This window comes from Rhodohalobacter sp. 8-1 (assembly GCF_038150125.1).
Classification (GTDB): Bacteria; Bacteroidota; Rhodothermia; order Balneolales; family Balneolaceae; genus SW132.
In genome coordinates, this window is record NZ_JBBVMF010000032.1 from 1 (window position 1) to 19854 (window position 19854).

Sequence of the window (19854 nt, forward strand, 5' to 3'; positions counted from 1 at the left end):
AAACCGTTTATAAATTTTCAAATGTTTAGATTTGTGCTCAAAAAAATAACATCGTTGTCTAAAGCCTAAAGCAATACTTTTTACAAACTGTCATTGGTAGCCGCTAATTTTGCCTAAAAGCAAGGCAACACCATTTAAGAAGTGACAGTACGAGTGGAGGCATCATAAATAAAGCCGAGCTTTTGAATCCCTGAAATATGCTCAAGTACTCTACTTTTTACAAACTGTCACTGGTAGATCTTTAGTCCTGAAATCAGAAGCCGGCTGTTTATTGATCTGCAAGATAAATAGCAGGTCAGCTTACGTCCCGTCAATCGTGCTCGGAAAGTCTTCCCTGTTTTGATGAAAAACCCGCTCTTTAACGTTAAAAGCCTTTACCTCTTCGTACTGGCACATCAGGCCATATAGTATATCTATCTCCCGCACGAGAGGCTTTTGGCTTTCAATCAGCTTCCTGGCCCCCTCCGGGGTAACGCCGTAGGCATGGCATCCATAATGGAACCCGGACCTGTCCAGGTGATCAGAGTAGTCACGGGGAAATTTACAGCGAAACACATGGGGATCATATCGTTCGATACCCGTTAGCTTGAGGATGGGATACGCTAAGTACTGCCTTAAGTAGGAAGAAAAGGACATTGAGTTATTGTTAAAAAGATACCCCAGGTAAAACAGCTCCCAGTCAGGCGGAAGTTCTTCGAGCGCGTTCACCAGGGTATCCGCAGACTCTTCGTTCACGGAGATATCATCCTCCAGGATGAGAACGTTCTGATAGTTCTGCTCCAGAGTTTCTTCCAATATCCCGATATGGGAAAGCGCACACCCAATCGCTCCCATCGTCATCTCCCCGGGCTGTGCTTTCATCTCTGCTTTAGCCCGCCTGGCCCCCTCGGAACTGTAAACCCCCTCTTTTTCGAGCTGCTTTCTATCCAGCTTCATCCCATCCACCGCCCAGTAAATCTCGTAATCAAGCCCTTTGAGTGAATGTTTAATGGACGCATGACGGGCTTTGCTTCGCTTCAGTGTAATCACATAAATTTTGTCAAAAAACTCGTTCAGGTGGCTGAATATCTTTTCTCTTTTATTTTGACTCATTCGAATGTAGTAAGTTTGCTATTCTTTATGATTAATATTTACGGACAAGCGATGGAGCTGTAATTGCAGTCAACGAATTTTTTCCCTGTAAAAAATACCCGGGTTGAATACAACATAGCAGACATAAGTACATTGCTCTGTATTCACAACTTTCCGGGTGATGCATTCTTACATAATATAAGCCCTAAACAATTCCTAGGGATGATATTAAAAAAGAGTGACAATCAGGTATAATATCGGCATTAAATTTCCATCATTAAAATTATAACGCGTTAACGGGGAGATCTCTCCGCTCATTCGCTCTGCTCTTTTACTCAAGACCGCGACTGTCCTCCGACTGATAACAGCGGTGGCCTACCAGTTAATTGTAGCATTTCAGCATCTCATATACCAACAGGCGCAGTTAACCTGATGTTTACGAGCAACTTGAGTTAGCTTAGAATTTACTAACGTTTAGGAATCGCGTCACAGATTTCCGATTTTCCGCAATCAAATTTGCTCTTTTTAGTTATCTGCCTGCCAATACCTTTGCAGCTTTTCTTTAGTTCTTAAGTACATATGAATCAGATACCCCATTTTATCATTGTGGGAGCCATGAAATCCGGCACCACAACACTTGGAGCTCATCTCAACAACCACGAAAAAATCCATGTTGCCCCGAATGAGCTCCATTTCTTCGATAGCCAAAAAAACTTCGATAAGGGAATGGACTGGTACCGTGAAAAACTTCTGGAAGGCAAGAGTGACGACGCCTGCTTTGTAGGTGAAAAAACGCCCACCTACTCCTATATGCCGGGAATGGAAAAACGGATTCATGAAGCGGTGCCTCACGCAAAAATTATCTGGATCTTCAGAAATCCTGTAAAGAGAGCCTATTCAAACTATTTGCATAGAGTCAAAAAGGGTGTTGAGAAATTGACCTTCGAAAAAACGATAGAAAATGAAAGCAAAAGAATCAAAAGAAATATCTTTTACGGGTACCGAACCCGAAGTATTTATCATGAGCAGGTGCAGAGATACCTTGAGTATTTCCCTATGGAACAAATGCACTTTATACTTTTTGAAGATCTGATTAAACCTTATTCAAAGAACCATGCTCTAAACGATCTTTTCCAGTTTATTGGAGTTGATTCTGAAAGGTTTAATTACAAAGAAGTGCACAGTCACAAGACCGTTATGCCGCGCTTTCCAAAACTGCTCTATTATACAACCCAAGCCGGACTAATGGAATACAGCCCTATCCACCGGGCAGTAACAATAATTAACGGGTACAAAAAAGACGCTGGGTATCCGAAGATGAATGCCGAAATACAGGAAGAGCTCTATCGTTTTTTCCGGCCCCACAACGAAAGGCTTTCAGAGCTGATAGATATGGATTTGAGTGCCTGGGATAAGCCGTGTTGATGGTATAAACATTAAAATTTATAACACGCTTCAAGACAGTGGTGCTATCGGTAAAATTGTACTGCTTATTCACAGATCACTTTCGGAGAGGCTACTCTTTTAATCTGAGTTCGATTTTTAAATTTATCGGCTATCAACAAAAACAGTCCAAAATGGGCATTAGTTAAGTTGATTCGGCATCATGTATGTCATGCCGGACTTAGATCCGGCATCTCCTGCCTTAGTTAGAGACAGTATCCGCCAGCTTGTGGAAAGTACGAGATGACGCCCGTTTTGGACTGTTTTTGCCATTTTTTAAATCGAACTCAGTTTTTTAATAAAGTATTGCAATGCGATAAGACAATATCTGCTGTTTCGAAGAAACATTATTAATAGAAAAAATCATGTGAAAGTAGTTTTACGTTTGAATAAACACCTTACATATAGATCATACAGACTACCTGTTTAATACCGTTTCAATCTGAAACTGGACGAATAAATCTTTTCAACGATAATGGCATCAACCCACCGATTACTCCTCTAAGACCGATATAATTGTTTTTAAAAAATGATTTTATTTTTGTGACATATTTCAGGTAAAAATTATGAAGTGATAGATCCGGGGGTGAATAATCAGCCCACGCTGTTTTTTTCAAGTACTTGTAGTACTCTTTTTTAAACGGATGTGAACACATAAAAAACCATGGTTTATCACGTGTCGTAAAATGAACTATGGCCGGGCTTTTGATTCTTTTCGGAAGTGAATAACGCTTGAGTTCGCTATGAGTCGGATTCAGGAAAAAATATCGATGCATATTCCATTTTGGATCCAGTGAGTACCAATCGTCATACAGTATAGCGTTCATTGCACACTGGTCAGGATATTTCAAGGAGTCGTTGTTTTCAGAAATAAATGCTTCAAGTTTCGGCAGTATCTCCCGTTCCCTCCACTTATTCAGATCAATAAGCAAAATACCGGAGTTAAAGAAAACCTTATCCTTCGGCATGCCCAGAGATTCCTGATGATATAATCCATCATTTCGAACTGCACCAATGCTATAGTCTCCCAAATCAACCTGAAATAATTTGATAATATCCTCTCTCACAATCACGTCTGAATCAAGGTAAACTACTTTGCCCGAGTAGCCATTTAGAAACTGCCCTGCATAAATTCTGTGATATATAGCAGATGAAAGATAGTCGGTCTTTGGATTGAATCTGCGGACCTGTTGCTCCTGAATTTCTATTACGTCCAAATTTAATACCGATTCAAAATCGGAGAGTGATTCTTCTAGCTTATGAATATTCCTATTTGAAATATTGTCGCTGATCAGCTTGATTGATAATTTCTCAGGCGATGAAGCATTAGCCAGTACCGACCGGATCGTGACGCTTGCATGTTGAATATAATTATCGTCCGCACTCAGTAGAACTATCATAATTTTCTTAGAGTAATTAGAATAAACATTAAAGAATTATTTTAAACCCCATCCAAACTGTGTAACGCATGTGCGGATTTTACGCTGACGTTTATCTTGAACTAGTCAGCTTATTGCAAACAAAATGAATTGAAATTTCAATGAAACTCATTCTGTTTTTTAACACAGAATAAAGCTCCTTTTTCTTTAAAAAAACTCGATTTTTTTTTAACCCTGTACGAAGTTCCTGCCACATACTATTTCCTAACTGCAATAGAATAGTACATCGCCAGATTGCCTGCAAAACTTTTAAAAAATTATAAAGTTACTTCGGCACGTCATCTTCAAAATTATTAACAGACTGATTCGGGACAGCGCCGCCGTAGTATTAATATCTAAACCATGACTTTTCTGTCATTTGAGAGTTAAACCGAAGTAAAATATCAATAATTTGCTGAGAGACTTGACCGACTTTGATACTTTTAAGTTATTCAAAAAGTCTGGGTTAATATTATTAGACTCCAGTGTAATAAGTATTCGACAAATCAATTAACTAGAACACTTCCATAAGGAGCGCAAAAGCAAATATAAAGGAGCAAATATGTGGCAAGAAGGCTGCACACACTGTTTTTATTTATCAATATACTTACTAAAGTACTAAATTAATCGTCGACCTTATTGTACAGTCCCAGAATTGAACCATTCATATAATGGAAGATTAGAGGACCTTAAGCACTTGTAGTTTAAACATCTCTTATAATACTTAAAATGATTTAGATCTTAATCTACCTCTGTTATTGAATGTGATGATAGCTGTAGATGAATTGACATAAAATCTTTGCATTCAAAAAGAACAGAATAAAGAGACCCTATGACTGTATTTCATAAAGTAAAAAAAACCTGGATTGAAACCGGTCCGATTGGCCTGCTGAAATCCACTGCATCCTCGGTCAATGATCGAATTAAAATTCTTGGGAATCGACTTCACCGGTGGTTTTTCTACACAAACTGGCCGGCAGGAAAACTAGTTGAATGGAGAGGAAATAAAGGATTTATTGGGGGAATGGAATTCGACCTGAGTAATCCGCACATCGCAACATTTCTGAAAGGCCGTTTTCTGTTTAACACATTTGAACCCGGCACTCATGAGTTAATCCGGAAATATCTAAATCCCGACCTCCCGGTAGTTGAAATTGGAGGTTGTATAGGAGTTTCAGCCTGCCTCTCGAACCGAAAGCTTCGGAATTCACAAAATCATATTGTCGTAGAAGCCCAGCCTAATATGTTAGAAACCCTCAGGAAAAACAGGAATACCAACCAATGTGATTTTGAAATCATACATGCCGCATTGGCCTATGGTACTGATGAGGTTGATTTCTGGATTAGCCCAAGGTACTTTATCGGCAGCAGCCTCAAGGCCAGAGAGGGCGGTAAAACAGTGTCTGTTCCAACCATTACACTAGAAAAAATTATCAAGGACAATAATTTTTCAAGAATATCCCTTTTAGTTGACATCGAAGGTGCAGAAACCGAATTAATCAAGCATGAATTTAAACTCATGGAACAGCATGTGGATACGCTTATCATTGAGTTTCATCCTCAAGAATGGGGAGCCGGGGCAGATGCGATCCGTAAAACTAAAGAACAACTAAAAAATTCCGGGTTCAGAATGATTGAACGCCTTTACGGTGACCATGTCTATAAAAATAACCGGTTTTCGTGATCCAATGGCGAATCAAAATACCTGGCAGAACAGCTGTGCCTTTCAGCTTTCCGTCCTGTGGATTACCTGTGGCTAGAGCGCAGTACGTACTCGTAGCTCGGCAAGCCTGAGTTATGCGCGCGAGGGAGAGTGTTAGTGAGGGAGAGGATGACGTAATCGACAGTAGTGAGCCTTCAACGTTCAGTTCCTCACCCTTCCGCCAGATTTATAGCTGTGCATTACTCACAGGAAGCGGATCAGCGACCCGCTCTACGTAGCTCGGCTCGCCTGAGCCGAGAGGGAAAACCAGATTCAAGAGCGATAATCATTTCTCCCGTCAATAAACCTGATTCATCTGATCGTATCTAAATTTTAATCCGAACAAAATAAAAACTAAACACTCAGCACTCAACAGTTTAAAAAACTGTCATCCTTCTTCAGTCTCCGGTTAATAATTTCATCATTAAACCAATATTGAATCCTTCGCTCTTTTTACACCTGTGTGAATACATAATTCCCGAAAGGCTGTAAGAAAAGCCTCATCGTTATGCTCTTTTTCAACAAAAGCTCTTCCTCTCTTCCCATACTTCGTTCGCAATTCCTCATCGTTAAGAAGTTGCTTTACTGCAGACACAAGATCGGGCATTCCGTCCAGACCTGTTCCTAACCGCTGTCCTATAGAGATTCCATGTCTGCTCACTATACCTCCCCAGTCTTCAAAACATACCAGCGGTGTTTCATACGCCAGCGCTTCAAAAGCGGACACGGGTGACTCTTCATGGATCGACGTATTCACAAATATCCAGGCGGAAGAAAGAATCTGGTATTTCTCTTCACCGGTTACATGACCCAGAAGTTTCAGATTCTCCGGTACATTATTAATTTCCCAGCCATCCTCTTCTTCAAAATGATTTTTGCCCAGCATCAGAAAATCTGCTTCAGGAAACATTCTGGCCAGTTCAACAAAGAGCCAGGGGCGCTTGATGGGATCGAGACGGCCGACAAAGACTACGGTAGGCTTTTCCGCTTTTTTCACGTTTACACCGGAATAATCCACTACACTGGGGTTGGGCAGTACCCACTCCGATCCCGGAATATTATACACATCTTCATTTTTTTCTTTCAGATGCGACATTTTGTTTGCCAGCGTAACGCGGTTTTTTAAAGGAAAAGGTCTCTTTCTGTAAGCCGCGAGATTCCGGGTCTCCGGGATGCAGATTCCCGCGGGTTCAACATTTTTCCCGGGGATTTTCAGGGAGTTCACCTTTTCAATAACAGCCTGTGTACGCGGATCTCTTACCCAGGTGATAACGGGCGTAAACGGCAGTATATTAAATATTCCCCTGTAATTGCATCGGTAATCAATTGTTAATATTACATCAATCTCCAACCGAACTATTTGCAGTGCCTTTTGAAATCGGCTGCCATTCACTGTGATGACCGGAATACCATCCAGAACCACATTTTCTTTTGATGAACCCCCCAGGTCTCCCGTTGTCAAATATTTTACATCCACATTGCAGGACGAATGCTTACCAAGTACATCAGCTGCTTCTTGGCTGCCCATCCAAAACCACCAACCCGGCCTATTGCCGGATCAAAAAATTCATTTGCAACTATTCCTACCTTTAGGGAATCTGCCATATCAAAATTATTGGCTCTATGTTGATTTGTGTGGGTTGTTTAATAACTCATTTAAAAATGCGTTGGGGCTTTTCACCTAACCGGCCTCCGATTTGAGCAAGTGGTGTCTGCACATTTTAACACGCATGCGATGGGTGTAAAAACATACCGGCCGAATATAATTTACATGGACAAAGCGATGCGGACCTTCGTTATCTCCCCTTGAGGGGAGAGCGGCTTTAGCCGGAGGGGTGTCACATCGCAAAGTGTTCAAATGTGCCCACCGGAGCAAATCTTTAGCCGGCGGGTTTCCCCGAAGGGATGCCTTGGGCATGGATACTTTTGACCGTTCACCTGTCCCTTTGGGAAAAGTATCAGGAAAACACGAAAAGCTTATGTTTTATTTGCTTGATATTGATCATTGATGAAATCAAATATCTGAGATTCTATAGTTGGTGACGTATCGTTTACTGCGGAAAATTACATCCGAGTTTTTAATATACACACAGATCAATAAAGGGTTCTGTTCATTTTGCCTTGATGCCCCGTAGGGATCACTTCGTGGCAAAACGAACCAAAAAATCAAGGCTGTGAAAAAATTGGCGCGGTCACGTAAGCTCTGCTACCTTTTATCAATGGTCCACCACGCTTATCGACAGTTAACTTGTTCATCGCCGGTATGATAAAAGGTCCCCGCAGATCTTACAGTTCCCTTCATCGCCAATTCTTTCAAGGCCGAAGGTGTCCCAGACTAATAAGGTGCATTCTTCATTTACTCTACACTTTTTTGTTTAGATCACAAAAATGAATTACCCACACCGATCAACATAGACCCAAATTATTTAGCAATCTAACCTGGATTGAATCTGGATTAATTTAAACGGATAGAGGATATTGAATTGTCACTCTAATCTCCTCGAAAAGCCACGTTTGCTGCTCCCCGGTCATATTGTAAAATATCGTCCATTTAAAAAAATCTTAAGCTGTTTTAAGAAAACATTCCTGCACTTGCTTACTTATCTCAAGTACCGAAAAATAGGTTTCAAAGGACCTGGCAGAGCAGCCGTGCTTTTCGGCTTCCTGTCCTGTAGATCACCATGTGGCAAGAGTCCGCGGGTACCCCCCAATCATCTGAGCAGAGCGGGAACGACATACTCAACGACGACGACCCTTTTCCAGACCAACAACCTGCAGCTCCCGGACCCCTTCACCAAAGTTCATACTATGAGTCACTCACAGGAAGCGGGTCAGCGACCCGCTCTACGTACCTCAAACAATCTTATACTTCAGTATTGCCGCATACTCGTAGATTGCAGACCTTAACTTTTCAATATTATCCATGGATGGCATTCCAAACCAGACGTTGCGCCAGCTTCCTTTTAGCCGGTAGTTTGTCGGGGAGGGAATCACTTCAATGCCGGCCCGCTCAAACAGCATGACGCTGCGGGGCATATGTGCGGCGCTGGTAACAAGAATCACTTTCTCCTCACCCGAAAAACGCTCTGCATAAACCATCGCCTCCTCCAGGGTGTTACCCGGCTCCGTCTGCATCCGCGTACTCTCTTTATCGACTCCAAGCAAAAGAGCCGCATCCCTCAGCATCTCCGCCTGTGGTTTTCGTCCGCTTGATGAGAAACCGGAAAGAATTAACGTGCTGCTGGAAAGCTGCCTGTGCAGCCGGATCCCCTCCGCCAGCCGGCCGAGGGCTCCTGATGAAAGTAACGAGTTCGCCGGCAGCCGGTCATCATAGCCGTGCCCCTGTCCCAGAACCACGATATGATAGGAAGCGTCCCTGTCCGAAAGCTGATCTGCGTAGATAGGTTCATACTGCCGCTCCAGAGAGTCCAGTAGCTTTATAGGAACGAAGGGCGTGGTAACAACCAAAAACAGGACGCCTGTCCCGATAAATAAATACCGGGCCGATTTTCTATAATTAACCAGCCGGCAAACCAGCCCCGCCGCCACCATAAACCAAAGAATATTAAACGGATCCAGCAGAAACTTAATCACGGATGTCATAGTATTAACTCGTTCAATTTGAGGTACACGGTGCAAGGCACAAGGCACAGGGTGCAGGGTACAGGGTGCAGGGTGCAGGGTGCAAGTTGCAGGGTGCAAGTCTCAGGACCTTCAAGCGTGCGAACGAAGAGAGCTCCTTGAAGCGTCCGGATTCAAGGTTCAGGGTGCAGAGCTCAGGGCACAGGGCACAGGGTGCAGGGCTCAGGGTGCAAGTCTCAGGACCTTCAAGCGTGCGAACGAAGAGAGCTCCTTGAAGCGTCCGGATTCAAGGTTCAGGGTGCAGAGCTCAGGGCACAGGGCACAGGGTGCAGGGCTCAGGGTGCAAGTCTCAGGACCTTCAAGCGTGCGAACGAAGAGAGCTCCTTGAAGCGTCCGGATTCAAGGTTCAGGGTGCAAGACTCAAGACTCACACACAACTAAAAAACTAAAAACTCAAAACTAAACCCTCACATCTCATAATACTCCTTGTACCACTCCATAAACCTCTCAATCCCTTCCTCAATATTCACCTTCGGACGATAGTCGATATAATCAAACAAATCAGTAACATCAGCCCAGGTTCGTTCCACGTCACCCGGCTGCATCGGCATCATATTTTTCTGTGCCGTCACGTCCATATGCTTCTCCAGGATCTGAATGAACTCCAGCAGGTTAACCGGTGACCCGTTTCCGATATTAAAAAGCCGGTTTGCAACTCCGTTTTCATCCTCAGAAGCCTTCGGCGGACGGGGGATCAGCCGGAAAATACTCTCTACAATATCATCCACATAGGTGAAATCGCGGGACATGTCACCCTCATTATATACATCAATCGGTTTTCCGCTGCGCATCAGGTTCGCAAACTTGAAGTAGGCCATATCGGGGCGCCCCCAGGGGCCGTAGACCGTAAAAAACCGAAGACCCGTGGACGGAATTCCGTAGAGATGGGAATAGGTATAGGCCATGTGTTCGTTCGCCAGCTTGGTAGCAGCGTAGAGGCTTACGGGAGTATCCACACGGTCAGCCGTATTGAATGGAATCTCTGCATCGGCCCCGTACACAGAGCTGGAGGAGGCGTAGATCAAATGTTCCACATTGCGGCTCCTGCATCCTTCCAGGATATTCAAAAACCCTTCAACATTGGAAGAGGTATAGGCATGCGGATTTTCAAGGCTGTAGCGGACTCCAGCCTGTGCTGCAAGATTGATGACCGCGTCAAAATCAGTATCTCTGAAAAGTCCTTCGATCGTTTCACGGTCTGAGAGGTCCGCCTTCAGAAACCTGAAAGTATCGTTCCCGTCGCTTTCAACCGGTTTTCCGTAATGAACACTATTCTCTGAAGCACCGGAAATCCCGAGCTCACGCAGTCTGGCATATTTGAGATCTGTGCTGTAGTAGTCATTCAGATTATCCAGACTGGTTACGTGAAATCCCTCCCTTACCAGTCTTTGACTTAAATGATATCCTATAAATCCGGCTGCGCCGGTCACCAATATTTTTTTCATGAAAAACTACCTTGTTTTTACAGCTACAGAAATTTTATAATCCATTTGTAAATGTCATAGAATAGCAAAAAGAAGCGGGAGTAATGGTAAAAAAATCTGACCCGGAGAGCGAATTTTTTACGGCTCCCCAAGCAGTTCTTTTTCTTTCATGATTATCGGAACAGAATCCACATCCCTTAAAAAGATCAGCCCCTCCCCGTAGGTATAATCGATGCGCTCCGGCGACAATGAACCTGAAAAGAGCGTTTCCAGCGTGTCAGCTGGCAGATTTGCGCCACCTGCCGCTATGGATGACGTAAACGCAACGTGCCGTATATTAATCTCCGTAATTTTAGGTACGCCATCGGCATCTTCTTTGAAATCAACCGTAAAGATCCCGTTTAGGTCACTTCCCACTTCATCTGAGATAAAACGGAGGGTCTCTTCAGATATGGCTACCAGGTCAGGTTCATTGATCAGCCTGCCAAATGAGGTATTCCCTGTAATACCGGAGGGGGCCACTTTCGCCATAATATAGTTCACCCGCTCAGCACAAGCTGTTCTGGAAAGTTTTCCATCAAAATAGAGCATTTTACACGCCATATTCCGGCCGGGCAAATATTCTGTGGCAATAAACTCTTTCACATCGCTGTTTATGGAAATCCATTGCGCCAGTGCCGATTCCGATTCAATTTTCAAAGAACCAAGCCCGCTGGAACCTTCCGTACTGCGGATCCAGAAAACATCACCTACCTCAACCGAAAGATCGTCATAACTATAGTTATCGGGATCAACTCTCCTGAAGGCTGGAACCCAGTCAGTCTCTTCGAGCAGATCGTGCAACCGGTGTTTGTTCACCAGCGTATTGGCAAGATCATACTCCGGCATGTGCACTTTAATGGAAGATGTTAGCTTAGAGCCGCTGTTTTTCGCCCATTCAAGCACCTCCACTTCTGGAAGGATAACAGCCCCTTCAATCTCCTCGGTTTCTATGATGTCATTAATCACTTCCCAGTAGCCGGCATCATCCGCCCTTGGCACCGTGAAAGCTTTGTCAAACAGGTTTCGGTCATAAAGGCCATAGGCTAAGGGATTACAGTCCACACCAATAAATCTGTACTCTTCACTGAGACCTTCAGCCATTTTTACGGCTCTTACAAATGAGCGCGGCGTGGGTCCGCCAACGCCTGTAACAAGTATCGTCTTCATTCTGATATTTTTTGTTGCATATATTCATCAAATCGTGGCATGGCGACATCTCCATCATGTGTAATCCCTTCCCGTTTGAACACCTTTTTTACCGTTAAAAAAAGGATTTTCAGATCCAGCCAGAACGATCGTTTCTCCACATACCATATATCCAGATACAACTTTTTGTCCCATCCGATAGCATTGCGTCCGTTTACCTGGGACCATCCTGTAATACCCGGCTTTACATCATGCCGTTGCATCTGCTCATCCGTAAAGTACGGAATGTAGTCCATCAGCAGCGGGCGCGGGCCAACAAGGCTCATATCACCCTTTAGTACGTTGAACAGCTCAGGCAGTTCATCCAGGCTCGACGATCGCAAAAAATTCCCGAAGCTCGTCATCCGCTTTTCGTTTGGCAGCAGGTTTCCATTCCCGTCCGTCTCGTTTGTCATCGTCCGAAACTTAATCATCTTAAACGGTTCGCCGTGCAACCCGGGCCGCACCTGCGTAAAAAACACCGGCCGCCCCAGCTTCACCCATACAAACAGCGATACTACCAGGAGTACCGGGGATAGGATAACCAATCCCAAAAGGGATGCTATGAAGTCGAATGTGCGTTTTAGCATTAGTAATTATTATTTTGTGGCCGATGACACTCCCCTCCTTCGTAAGGAGGGGCTGGGGGTGGTTGCCGTTTGAATCTAATAAAATTAATAATCTCCTTATAAGCTTATGATCCCGCAAGATTTTTTTGGAGGAGGTGTTTATGGCTTGAAAAAAAATATTTCGTTATTGCATAGTTTCGCTTGATATTCCCCTCTGTCCCCCTTTTGTAAAAGGGAAGTTTTTCCCAACCACCTTTTCACGATGGTACAGAAACGGGTTCAGCACGCTTTTCCTTTTTCGAAGATTCTGTTCCGCTATACTTCTCCAGCATAGGTTTCAGACCTTTTTTTACAGGGAGCTGCCAGAGGAGTTTGCACCAGTCGTGGTTGCCTTCGATGAGGCCGGGACCTCGTTCGGTAACCACCACGTCCCAGCCGATCGAACGGTTCTGCGGATGTTGCTGCGCTGCTTTTTTTACCATTTTCAGGATTTCGTCCCAAAACGGAACCTGGAACCCGTCAATTTTTACATCCGTGATCGGATGGACGCTGCAATCGGATTTTGTAATATCGCTATAAACAGCCGGGCCCGATACTGCCCCGGTTTCTTCGTCAATCGGAGCAGCCAGGTTTCCCGCGCCCATATTATCAACCGGAGAATCCACCGAAATGCGCAGGCGGCAACCTAAAATCTCAACTTCATCCATGTCATCGAGCTGCGTGATAATCCGTACGGTATTAACAGCCGACGGAGAGAGCAGGTTCAGGTGGGAATGCTGTTCTATAAATTCTTCTACAAGGTCATAATCGTTAGAGTCCATATACCCGGCAATCTCATCCGGCTTAAAATCTGACGCATTACGGATATCCACCTGGGCGCCGCATTTGCCGTCAGATTGCTTAAACACAATCTTTCCCGACGGATTAAAAAGGATCTTCTGTGCGGTATCAGGATTTTTCAGGTCTTCTCTGTCCGCGACTGTATGGACAAAGAAATCACCGTAGTTCTTGTAAAAAAGAGTCTTGTCGTCAAGGATCTGCCGCTTGTCTAGCGGGTTCATCCTTAGCTGGTACTCATACATATATCCCGTGCCCGCCCAATTTCTGCGCTCTGCGGCACTCTTTTCAAAATACCGGAACTGGAAATACTCAAGGATCGAAATATTATACCTGTAGACGGACGACAGCAGATCAGAACAGATCGCCGCCCGGCTTCTGCCTGTTATCTCACACGCATGGTTCAGGAACCGCTTGAACGACTCCCTGTCCAGCTCCTTGAGATAGTATCCCAGGTAAAGTGTTCGTTTTAATTTTAGCTTCATCTCTATATGTATTATTTCCAGGTCTGAACAAAACTTACTGATATTCTTCCTGAAGATTGAATTATCTCTTTTTAATCATTCTTCATCGGATGAATTCGCTTCATCCGATGAATCGTTCGACCGAGAAGGTGGACCTGACAGCCGAAGGTGCAGCTTTAGCAGTGCATTCCCAGCGCTTTTGGTGGGCTTCTGTCAGCATCGTCGGTACACTCAATCCATGGCATGTCTCTATAATCCAAGACCACACAACCATATCAAATTATATTTCACAATCCATAACCACGCACACCCATAAACAGGCATGCAATGTTTCCGATGAACTTTCAGCCCTAACCAAAACATAGCATGTCTGTATCTCTCAGCGATAAGATTTGGACCTAAACCAGTTTACAGGCAGAGCAATTTGTAAAACTTGAATAGACATGCCATGTTTATACCAAGCCTTGGCATATTTACCCAATTTCACAGTTCAACAATTCGACGATTCCACAGTTCAACGTTTCAACGATTCAACAGTCCCACGAAATGTATCCCAACTCCGACGCTGACAGAAACCAGAAAAGCGCTGGAATGCTGCCAGGTCTTAGTCCTGCTTCCCAGCCACTAAATCCCCCAGTTCATTAGCCGCCATAAATTCCACTTCCGGCCATCTCTCAGTAATTCTATTCAATAGCTCCCGTAATGCATTCAGCCCCTCTTCTCTGTTCTCCGGGTCAATATGGCCACAAAAGTTAACGCGATGTGAACTGATAATTGCCGGGCGGTTCCAGCGGAATGCGGCTTCAACCTGTTTCAGTGTAAAATCAACCCAGTTGATGCCACGTTTCTCGGTAGGTTCAAAGACAACATTTCTTACCAGAAAGATTTGTCCTTCATTATTCTTCTTCCCGGTAAAATTAAACTCTTTTTTATACCTCCCTTGTCCCTGATGCTCTCTTTTTATGAGTGGCGTATCGATATAATTCACGCCACATTCTTTGAGCGTGCTGTGAATGACAGGGTGTTCCCTTCCGCCCGGGGGATTAAAATGGTTGGACCGGTATCCATAAACCGCCTCAAACTGATCCAATCCATCCCGAATAATCTTGTGAAACCGTTCGTTCTCGTCAAACTCCCAAAAATCGAATGCAGCCATTGGGGAGATGGTACTATATTCGACTGATGAAATACTTGTATAGGAACGGTTCTTGAGCGCAACCATCACAGCTTGGTCCCGTTTCTGCAGCTTCTCTTCGAAGAGCTTGAGGTTCAGATGTTCCCGTCCATGAAACAGAGGCACCATAAGCCCTTTTTTCATTCCCTCTCTCCAAAGAGGCCAGGTATTTTTGTACGCCTCAGGCTGCTGCACTTCAAGTTTTTCATAAGTTTGCGGAAGATTTTCATATCGGTACTGTTCATAATCCTCCTCTGCCATCTGTTCAAAATTGATGTTGCATGGCATTGCAAAGGGTGTGAATATTGCATGCCGGCCATGTTTGTCTTTGACAGATGATAACGTCTCAAAAAGCATCTCAAGATCCGTGCGGGTTTCCAGCGTATCCAGAGCGTCAAATCTGTTTTCTGCAATCATTCCTTCAGAATCCATCACTTCCCGGGCCTTTTTTGAATCCAGCCGAACGTTCCCGTAGTCGTCGACAGAGATGACGATGATTTTTCGCTTCGTCCGCCAGCCTACCAGGTTTTTTGCGTTCAGCAAAAATTTTCTTTTCAATTTCCCAATCATATCTTTATAGCCGCTTCATCCGCTGAATGTTTTTGCACGATGTTTATCAGCGGTTCGAACTCGTAGTTTTCAAGGAGTCCCGATAGTTTTGGATAGACCGACTTTCTGTTAACCCACATCGACTTCATTTTATTTCTATTCAAAAAACCCGTTCTGTTCAATTGCTCAAAATAGTAGTCGGGATACGGCTCTGTGTCAAGCTCATATGGATGGATATAGACAATTGCAGGCCGCTCTTTTGTAATCTTCTTCATCGCCAATCTGGTAAACCCCTCCGGAAATAATCGAAGGTAGCCGCCACCGCAAACTGGAATCTCCCTGCCCATAATAGATAGTGTTGACAAAGGCACTTCTATTAATTGATGACCAGCTGGAGTTTTAATACGGCATATATCCTTTGTAAAACCGGGCCACCCATACCGTTTTCCATGAATTGGCATAATACTGCTGTCATACTCAAAGCCTGCCTCTACAATAACATCCAATCCCCATTTAGTTTTCGGTGTAATTGAGAATGCCGGAGCCCGATGACCGTAAACCGCTTTTCCTGAAATATCCTCAATTAGTTTTTTTGCCCGATCGAGCTCCTGAAATGCCTCTCCTCTGTTCATCCTGAAAAACTGCAGATGGTTGTATCCGTGTACGCCCAACTCATGTCCACCTTCAGAAATTTTTTTTACCAATTCCGGAAAGTTTTCTGCTACAACACCCAATACAAAAAACGTCGCTTTTACATCGTGCCGATCAAGCAAACACAGAATTTTTTTTGTGAGTTGCACAACCCGATTTGTCTGTGGAGACTGAACAGAAAAAGCATCCCTCATAGCGATGCTTATACCATCCTCTACATCTATTGTGAATGTTGAATTATTGATTTTAATCATTTTCGGTACTGAACTTTTTACATATTTCAATGTATTTTTCAGCTCTTTCCTTGGCTGTGTTCAGCATCACTACTCTTTTTTTACCAGCATCTTTCATGTTTTTTTGTTTTTCTTCATCCTGAATTAGTGAAATGATTTTATTGCTGATATCAACCGCATCAAGTGGATCAAAATACTCTGCTGCATCGTCACATACCGTATGTGCAAAACCAAGATCTGAAGTAAGAATTGGCTTTCCCATAATCATGGCTTCAGCATATGATGCTGAAAAGCATTCAAGGAGTGTTGGTAAAAACAGGAAATCAACCTCTTCATAGAGCGAAGGGCACTCTTCTATCGGCACTGCCCCAATGTTAATAATACTTTCCCTCACATTTTTATTAATAACGGTCTCAAATTTATTTTTAGGTAGCGTAAGAACAAATTTAATATTATCGTATCCTCGCTTTCTCAGTTCAGGAATTACCTTATTTAAAATCTCAATATTTTTATGTGGATAGTAAGAGCTAAGTGTTAGCATTCTAACTTCTCCATTCTCTTTCGACTGAAGCTTTTTATTCGTCTGCACAGGGTTGTAGAAACAACTATGGACGGTATTTGCAACCGTAATCACATTATCGCTCTTCATCAATTTTCGAATTCTTCTATTTACATCATCAGTTTGAGCCAGATAAGCATCCACTCTCTTAAAAAAACACATATCAATTTGTTTTTTAAGCAGCCAATAAAACCTTTTTTGAAGTGATTGTCTTGACAGATAAGGAGATTCAGGATATAGATAGTGCGGAATATTAAAACCAGCAATAAGTGGAGCTTTTGGTTTCCAGTATCCATGTCCACCAGTTGCAATCACACAATCAGGTTTAACTTCATTTTCAAGCTTACGATACCACAGCATAGACTTGATAAATGTAAATAAGTTTGATGCAGGTCGCTTTGATAATACATAAAATTGAAAATTCATTGGAAAAGACTGCATATCAATCTGGGATCTTAAATTTTCACCTATGACTACATAAAACTCAATTTCATTGTACTCCTTGCATTCGTGTATAAAAGATAAGGCAACTTGTTCGGAACCACCCTTAAAAGTAGAGCCAGAATTTATTATAATTTTCTTCACTTCTTTTCACCTCTTAACAAGTTAATTTTGACCCAGTTTTTCCATCAGATTTCTAATATTCAGATATTTTCTAGACATATTTAGAAAAAAACCAATACCTGTTAATGGGTCATCTACACTTATCGTCTGATATGTTACATTTCTACCAAAGAATTTATAAAATGAGGGGGACGTTTCACGTTTCATTTTCTGATTAGAAAAAAGATACCACAAAATATCCATAAACAGATTTCTGGAATAAATTCCAGATTTGTAATTATTGATATATTCAATAGGCTGTTCCATAGCTAACTTTAAATGTAACTCAGCAAAATCTACACCGGCTTTAAAAGCAATTTTAATGCCCGCAGTTACACGTGGGTTGATTTCCAACACCTGAATAATTCCTGTTTCTGGATTCAGAATCATGTCTACATCTGCTGCACCCTTCCACTTGAGACCTTCCAAAAGATTTCTACAGGTTTTTACAATTTCATCCTCAAATATCGTTTCGTTTGCTGTACTTGTCCCCCCTGTTACTGGAAAGAATCTGGGCTTCTTTAACACCACACAGGCTTTCATACAACTTTCATTATCTAAAAAAGCTTCAGCCTGATATTGCATTCCGCCCTCTTGAGGGATATACTCCTGAATAAGCATCTCTCCATACTTATCCTTCAAATCTTTGTAACTTTCAGTAAGTTCTTCGTGAGACTCAATCTTTTGTACTCCTATTGCTCCAATTCCTTTTCTAGGCTTAATTATTACCGGAAAAGTAAGCTTACTGCCCATCGAACTTATTGACTTTTCATTCAGATCGTAAGTCAGAGGGCATGGAATATTTTCTCTCATGCAATATTGCATCAAAAGCAATTTGTCCGTCACCTTTTCAAATATATCATATTCAGGTACAGTAACACTAGTGTATTGTTCTATCCTTTTTTTATTTCTCGATAATATTTCTGCAGTAATATCTCCTACAGCGATCGTAATATCCGGTTGAAACTTTTTCAGATAACTGAACAACTTCTCTTCAAAGCCAGATCGATCTTTGAAGTAACTGGGCCATATTATTCTTTTTACCGGGTACCTTGAAAAAAAACCTTCACAGATTTTTGTATTGCAAACTATAGTAACGCGATGACCAGCTTTATTTAAAGCTTTCAAAAAAGGAAGTGATTGACGCCCCTGGTCGAGTAATAAAACATTCAGTCTTTTAACAGTCATTTATGTCTCCGACATCTCCAACCATGGGCATTGCAATAGAATCGAATTCCTTTGCAATAAATTGCATCGCTTCGAGGGTGACGCCTGGATGAATGGGTAATGTGATTGTGTTATTTACTAATTGATAGCTTACGGGACATTCCTTTTCAAGTCCTTGAGGCATTTCTTCCCAATGAATCTTTAAATAAACAGAGTACTTTTTAAAGTGTGACTGAACTCGTTTAGGATTCGATAACCTTACGGGAAACCCATAAGGTACAGTTCCATTCTCAAGTGTATCGAAGACCGGAATTTGATTGTACTTCATCATAAGAGAATTCCATTGATAAAATTGGTTTCTTCTTTTTCTGGAAATTTGATTTAAATCAGCACTCTTTATGATTCCTGATGCAAATCTGGATATTGGTTTGGCGCTAACCGGGGTAGCCAACTCACTCTTTTGTTCGATATTTTTTTGAATGCTCTTACCCACCCATTTTCTTAAGATTACACTACGAGCTACCATTAATCTTTTCATTCCAATTATCAAGCCTAATAGATTTGATTTTAAAGTAGGCTTGAAATCATTCAAAAGTGACTTATCATTCAATTTAGATTGAATACCCCCACCATCTGCTGTCGGCAACAATTTTCGAAAACTGAATATTGAAACGTCGGAAATATTTGAATCGAAAACTGAAAGAGCTGAGTGCGCATGGTCATCTATTAAAATCAAACCCAATTTATCACAAAGATCTCTAATTTCACTTGTTTTTTTTTGGATAAATCCAAAATAATGAACCACATATATCGCGCGAATATTTTTATCTGAATTGACTAGTCGGTTAATATGTTCAATATTTATGCTGTAATCTTTTTTAAGGTCGTAGTATTTTATTTTACAACTTGAGGATATAGGACCGGTAACTGTATTACAAATCAATGCTGGCAGTAATATAACATCATCTTTTTGTATGTTAATTGTTTTAAGAGCTACTCTTATTGCATCTCTTCCCCTTAATGTGAGCAGAACATCCTGAAAATTTAGCCCATTCTTAAAAAAACCTATCGTGTACGTTAACCAGTTGACAGGCGGTAGTGAATCAATGTTATATCTCATT

At 42.4% G+C, this 19854-nt stretch carries 17 protein-coding genes; 2 read left to right on the forward strand and 15 right to left on the reverse strand.

Features of this window, described 5'->3' with window-relative positions; genetic code table 11:
* Window positions 1-300 precede the first annotated feature (300 nt).
* A complete protein-coding gene (locus AABW11_RS19100) occupies window positions 301-1092 on the reverse strand; it encodes a glycosyltransferase family 25 protein (RefSeq protein WP_340106939.1) in 792 nt (263 codons plus the stop codon).
* Window positions 1093-1650: 558 nt separating this feature from the next.
* On the opposite strand from AABW11_RS19100, the gene AABW11_RS19105 reads away from it, so the two are divergent.
* Window positions 1651-2496: a sulfotransferase family protein gene (locus AABW11_RS19105; RefSeq protein ID WP_340106940.1), complete on the forward strand. Its 846-nt coding sequence runs from the start codon at window positions 1651-1653 to the stop codon at window positions 2494-2496.
* 159 nt (window positions 2497-2655) lie between these two features.
* On the opposite strand, the gene AABW11_RS19110 is transcribed toward AABW11_RS19105, so the two are convergent.
* The gene (locus tag AABW11_RS19110) at window positions 2656-2787 is read right to left on the reverse strand and encodes a hypothetical protein (protein ID WP_340106941.1); all 132 of its coding nucleotides are present in this window, start codon (window positions 2785-2787) and stop codon (window positions 2656-2658) included.
* Between the two features lie 164 nt (window positions 2788-2951).
* Window positions 2952-3914: a glycosyltransferase family 8 protein gene (locus AABW11_RS19115; RefSeq protein ID WP_340106942.1), complete on the reverse strand. Its 963-nt coding sequence runs from the start codon at window positions 3912-3914 to the stop codon at window positions 2952-2954.
* Between the two features lie 850 nt (window positions 3915-4764).
* Between AABW11_RS19115 and AABW11_RS19120 the strand changes: the two genes are divergently transcribed.
* Entirely contained in the window at window positions 4765-5616 is an 852-nt protein-coding gene (locus tag AABW11_RS19120) for an FkbM family methyltransferase (protein ID WP_340106943.1), read from the forward strand.
* A gap of 442 nt (window positions 5617-6058) precedes the next feature.
* On the opposite strand, the gene AABW11_RS19125 is transcribed toward AABW11_RS19120, so the two are convergent.
* From AABW11_RS19125 to AABW11_RS19180, 12 genes are all read right to left on the reverse strand, one after another.
* Window positions 6059-7096: a glycosyltransferase family 4 protein gene (locus AABW11_RS19125; protein WP_340106944.1), complete on the reverse strand. Its 1038-nt coding sequence runs from the start codon at window positions 7094-7096 to the stop codon at window positions 6059-6061.
* A gap of 5 nt (window positions 7097-7101) precedes the next feature.
* Complete coding sequence (locus AABW11_RS19130; protein WP_340106945.1) at window positions 7102-7239, reverse strand: hypothetical protein; 138 nt, start codon at window positions 7237-7239, stop codon at window positions 7102-7104.
* A gap of 1248 nt (window positions 7240-8487) precedes the next feature.
* Window positions 8488-9237: a YdcF family protein gene (locus AABW11_RS19135; RefSeq protein WP_340106946.1), complete on the reverse strand. Its 750-nt coding sequence runs from the start codon at window positions 9235-9237 to the stop codon at window positions 8488-8490.
* A 446-nt stretch (window positions 9238-9683) separates the two neighbouring features.
* On the reverse strand, window positions 9684-10721 hold the full coding sequence (locus AABW11_RS19140) for an NAD-dependent epimerase/dehydratase family protein (RefSeq protein WP_340106947.1): 1038 nt from the start codon (window positions 10719-10721) through the stop codon (window positions 9684-9686).
* A 117-nt stretch (window positions 10722-10838) separates the two neighbouring features.
* The gene (locus AABW11_RS19145) at window positions 10839-11909 is read right to left on the reverse strand and encodes a hypothetical protein (protein WP_340106948.1); all 1071 of its coding nucleotides are present in this window, start codon (window positions 11907-11909) and stop codon (window positions 10839-10841) included.
* Window positions 11906-12517 carry a sugar transferase gene (locus AABW11_RS19150; RefSeq protein ID WP_340106949.1) on the reverse strand — a complete coding sequence of 204 codons (612 nt, stop codon included), beginning with the start codon at window positions 12515-12517 and terminating at the stop codon, window positions 11906-11908. The genes AABW11_RS19145 and AABW11_RS19150 overlap by 4 nt, the downstream gene beginning before the upstream one ends.
* A gap of 236 nt (window positions 12518-12753) precedes the next feature.
* The gene (locus AABW11_RS19155; protein WP_340106950.1) at window positions 12754-13818 is read right to left on the reverse strand and encodes a sugar-transfer associated ATP-grasp domain-containing protein; all 1065 of its coding nucleotides are present in this window, start codon (window positions 13816-13818) and stop codon (window positions 12754-12756) included.
* A gap of 583 nt (window positions 13819-14401) precedes the next feature.
* Window positions 14402-15514, reverse strand: coding sequence for a hypothetical protein (locus AABW11_RS19160; RefSeq protein ID WP_340106951.1), 1113 nt, complete (start codon window positions 15512-15514; stop codon window positions 14402-14404).
* Between the two features lie 23 nt (window positions 15515-15537).
* Window positions 15538-16425, reverse strand: a complete 888-nt coding sequence (locus AABW11_RS19165; RefSeq protein ID WP_340106952.1) for a polysaccharide deacetylase family protein — start codon at window positions 16423-16425, stop codon at window positions 15538-15540.
* A complete protein-coding gene (locus tag AABW11_RS19170; protein ID WP_340106953.1) occupies window positions 16418-17548 on the reverse strand; it encodes a glycosyltransferase family 4 protein in 1131 nt (376 codons plus the stop codon). The genes AABW11_RS19165 and AABW11_RS19170 overlap by 8 nt, the downstream gene beginning before the upstream one ends.
* 21 nt (window positions 17549-17569) lie before the next feature.
* Window positions 17570-18754, reverse strand: a complete 1185-nt coding sequence (locus AABW11_RS19175) for a carboxylate--amine ligase (RefSeq protein ID WP_340106954.1) — start codon at window positions 18752-18754, stop codon at window positions 17570-17572.
* The gene (locus tag AABW11_RS19180) at window positions 18744-19853 is read right to left on the reverse strand and encodes a DegT/DnrJ/EryC1/StrS family aminotransferase (RefSeq protein ID WP_340106955.1); all 1110 of its coding nucleotides are present in this window, start codon (window positions 19851-19853) and stop codon (window positions 18744-18746) included. The genes AABW11_RS19175 and AABW11_RS19180 overlap by 11 nt, the downstream gene beginning before the upstream one ends.
* Window position 19854 lies beyond the last annotated feature (1 nt).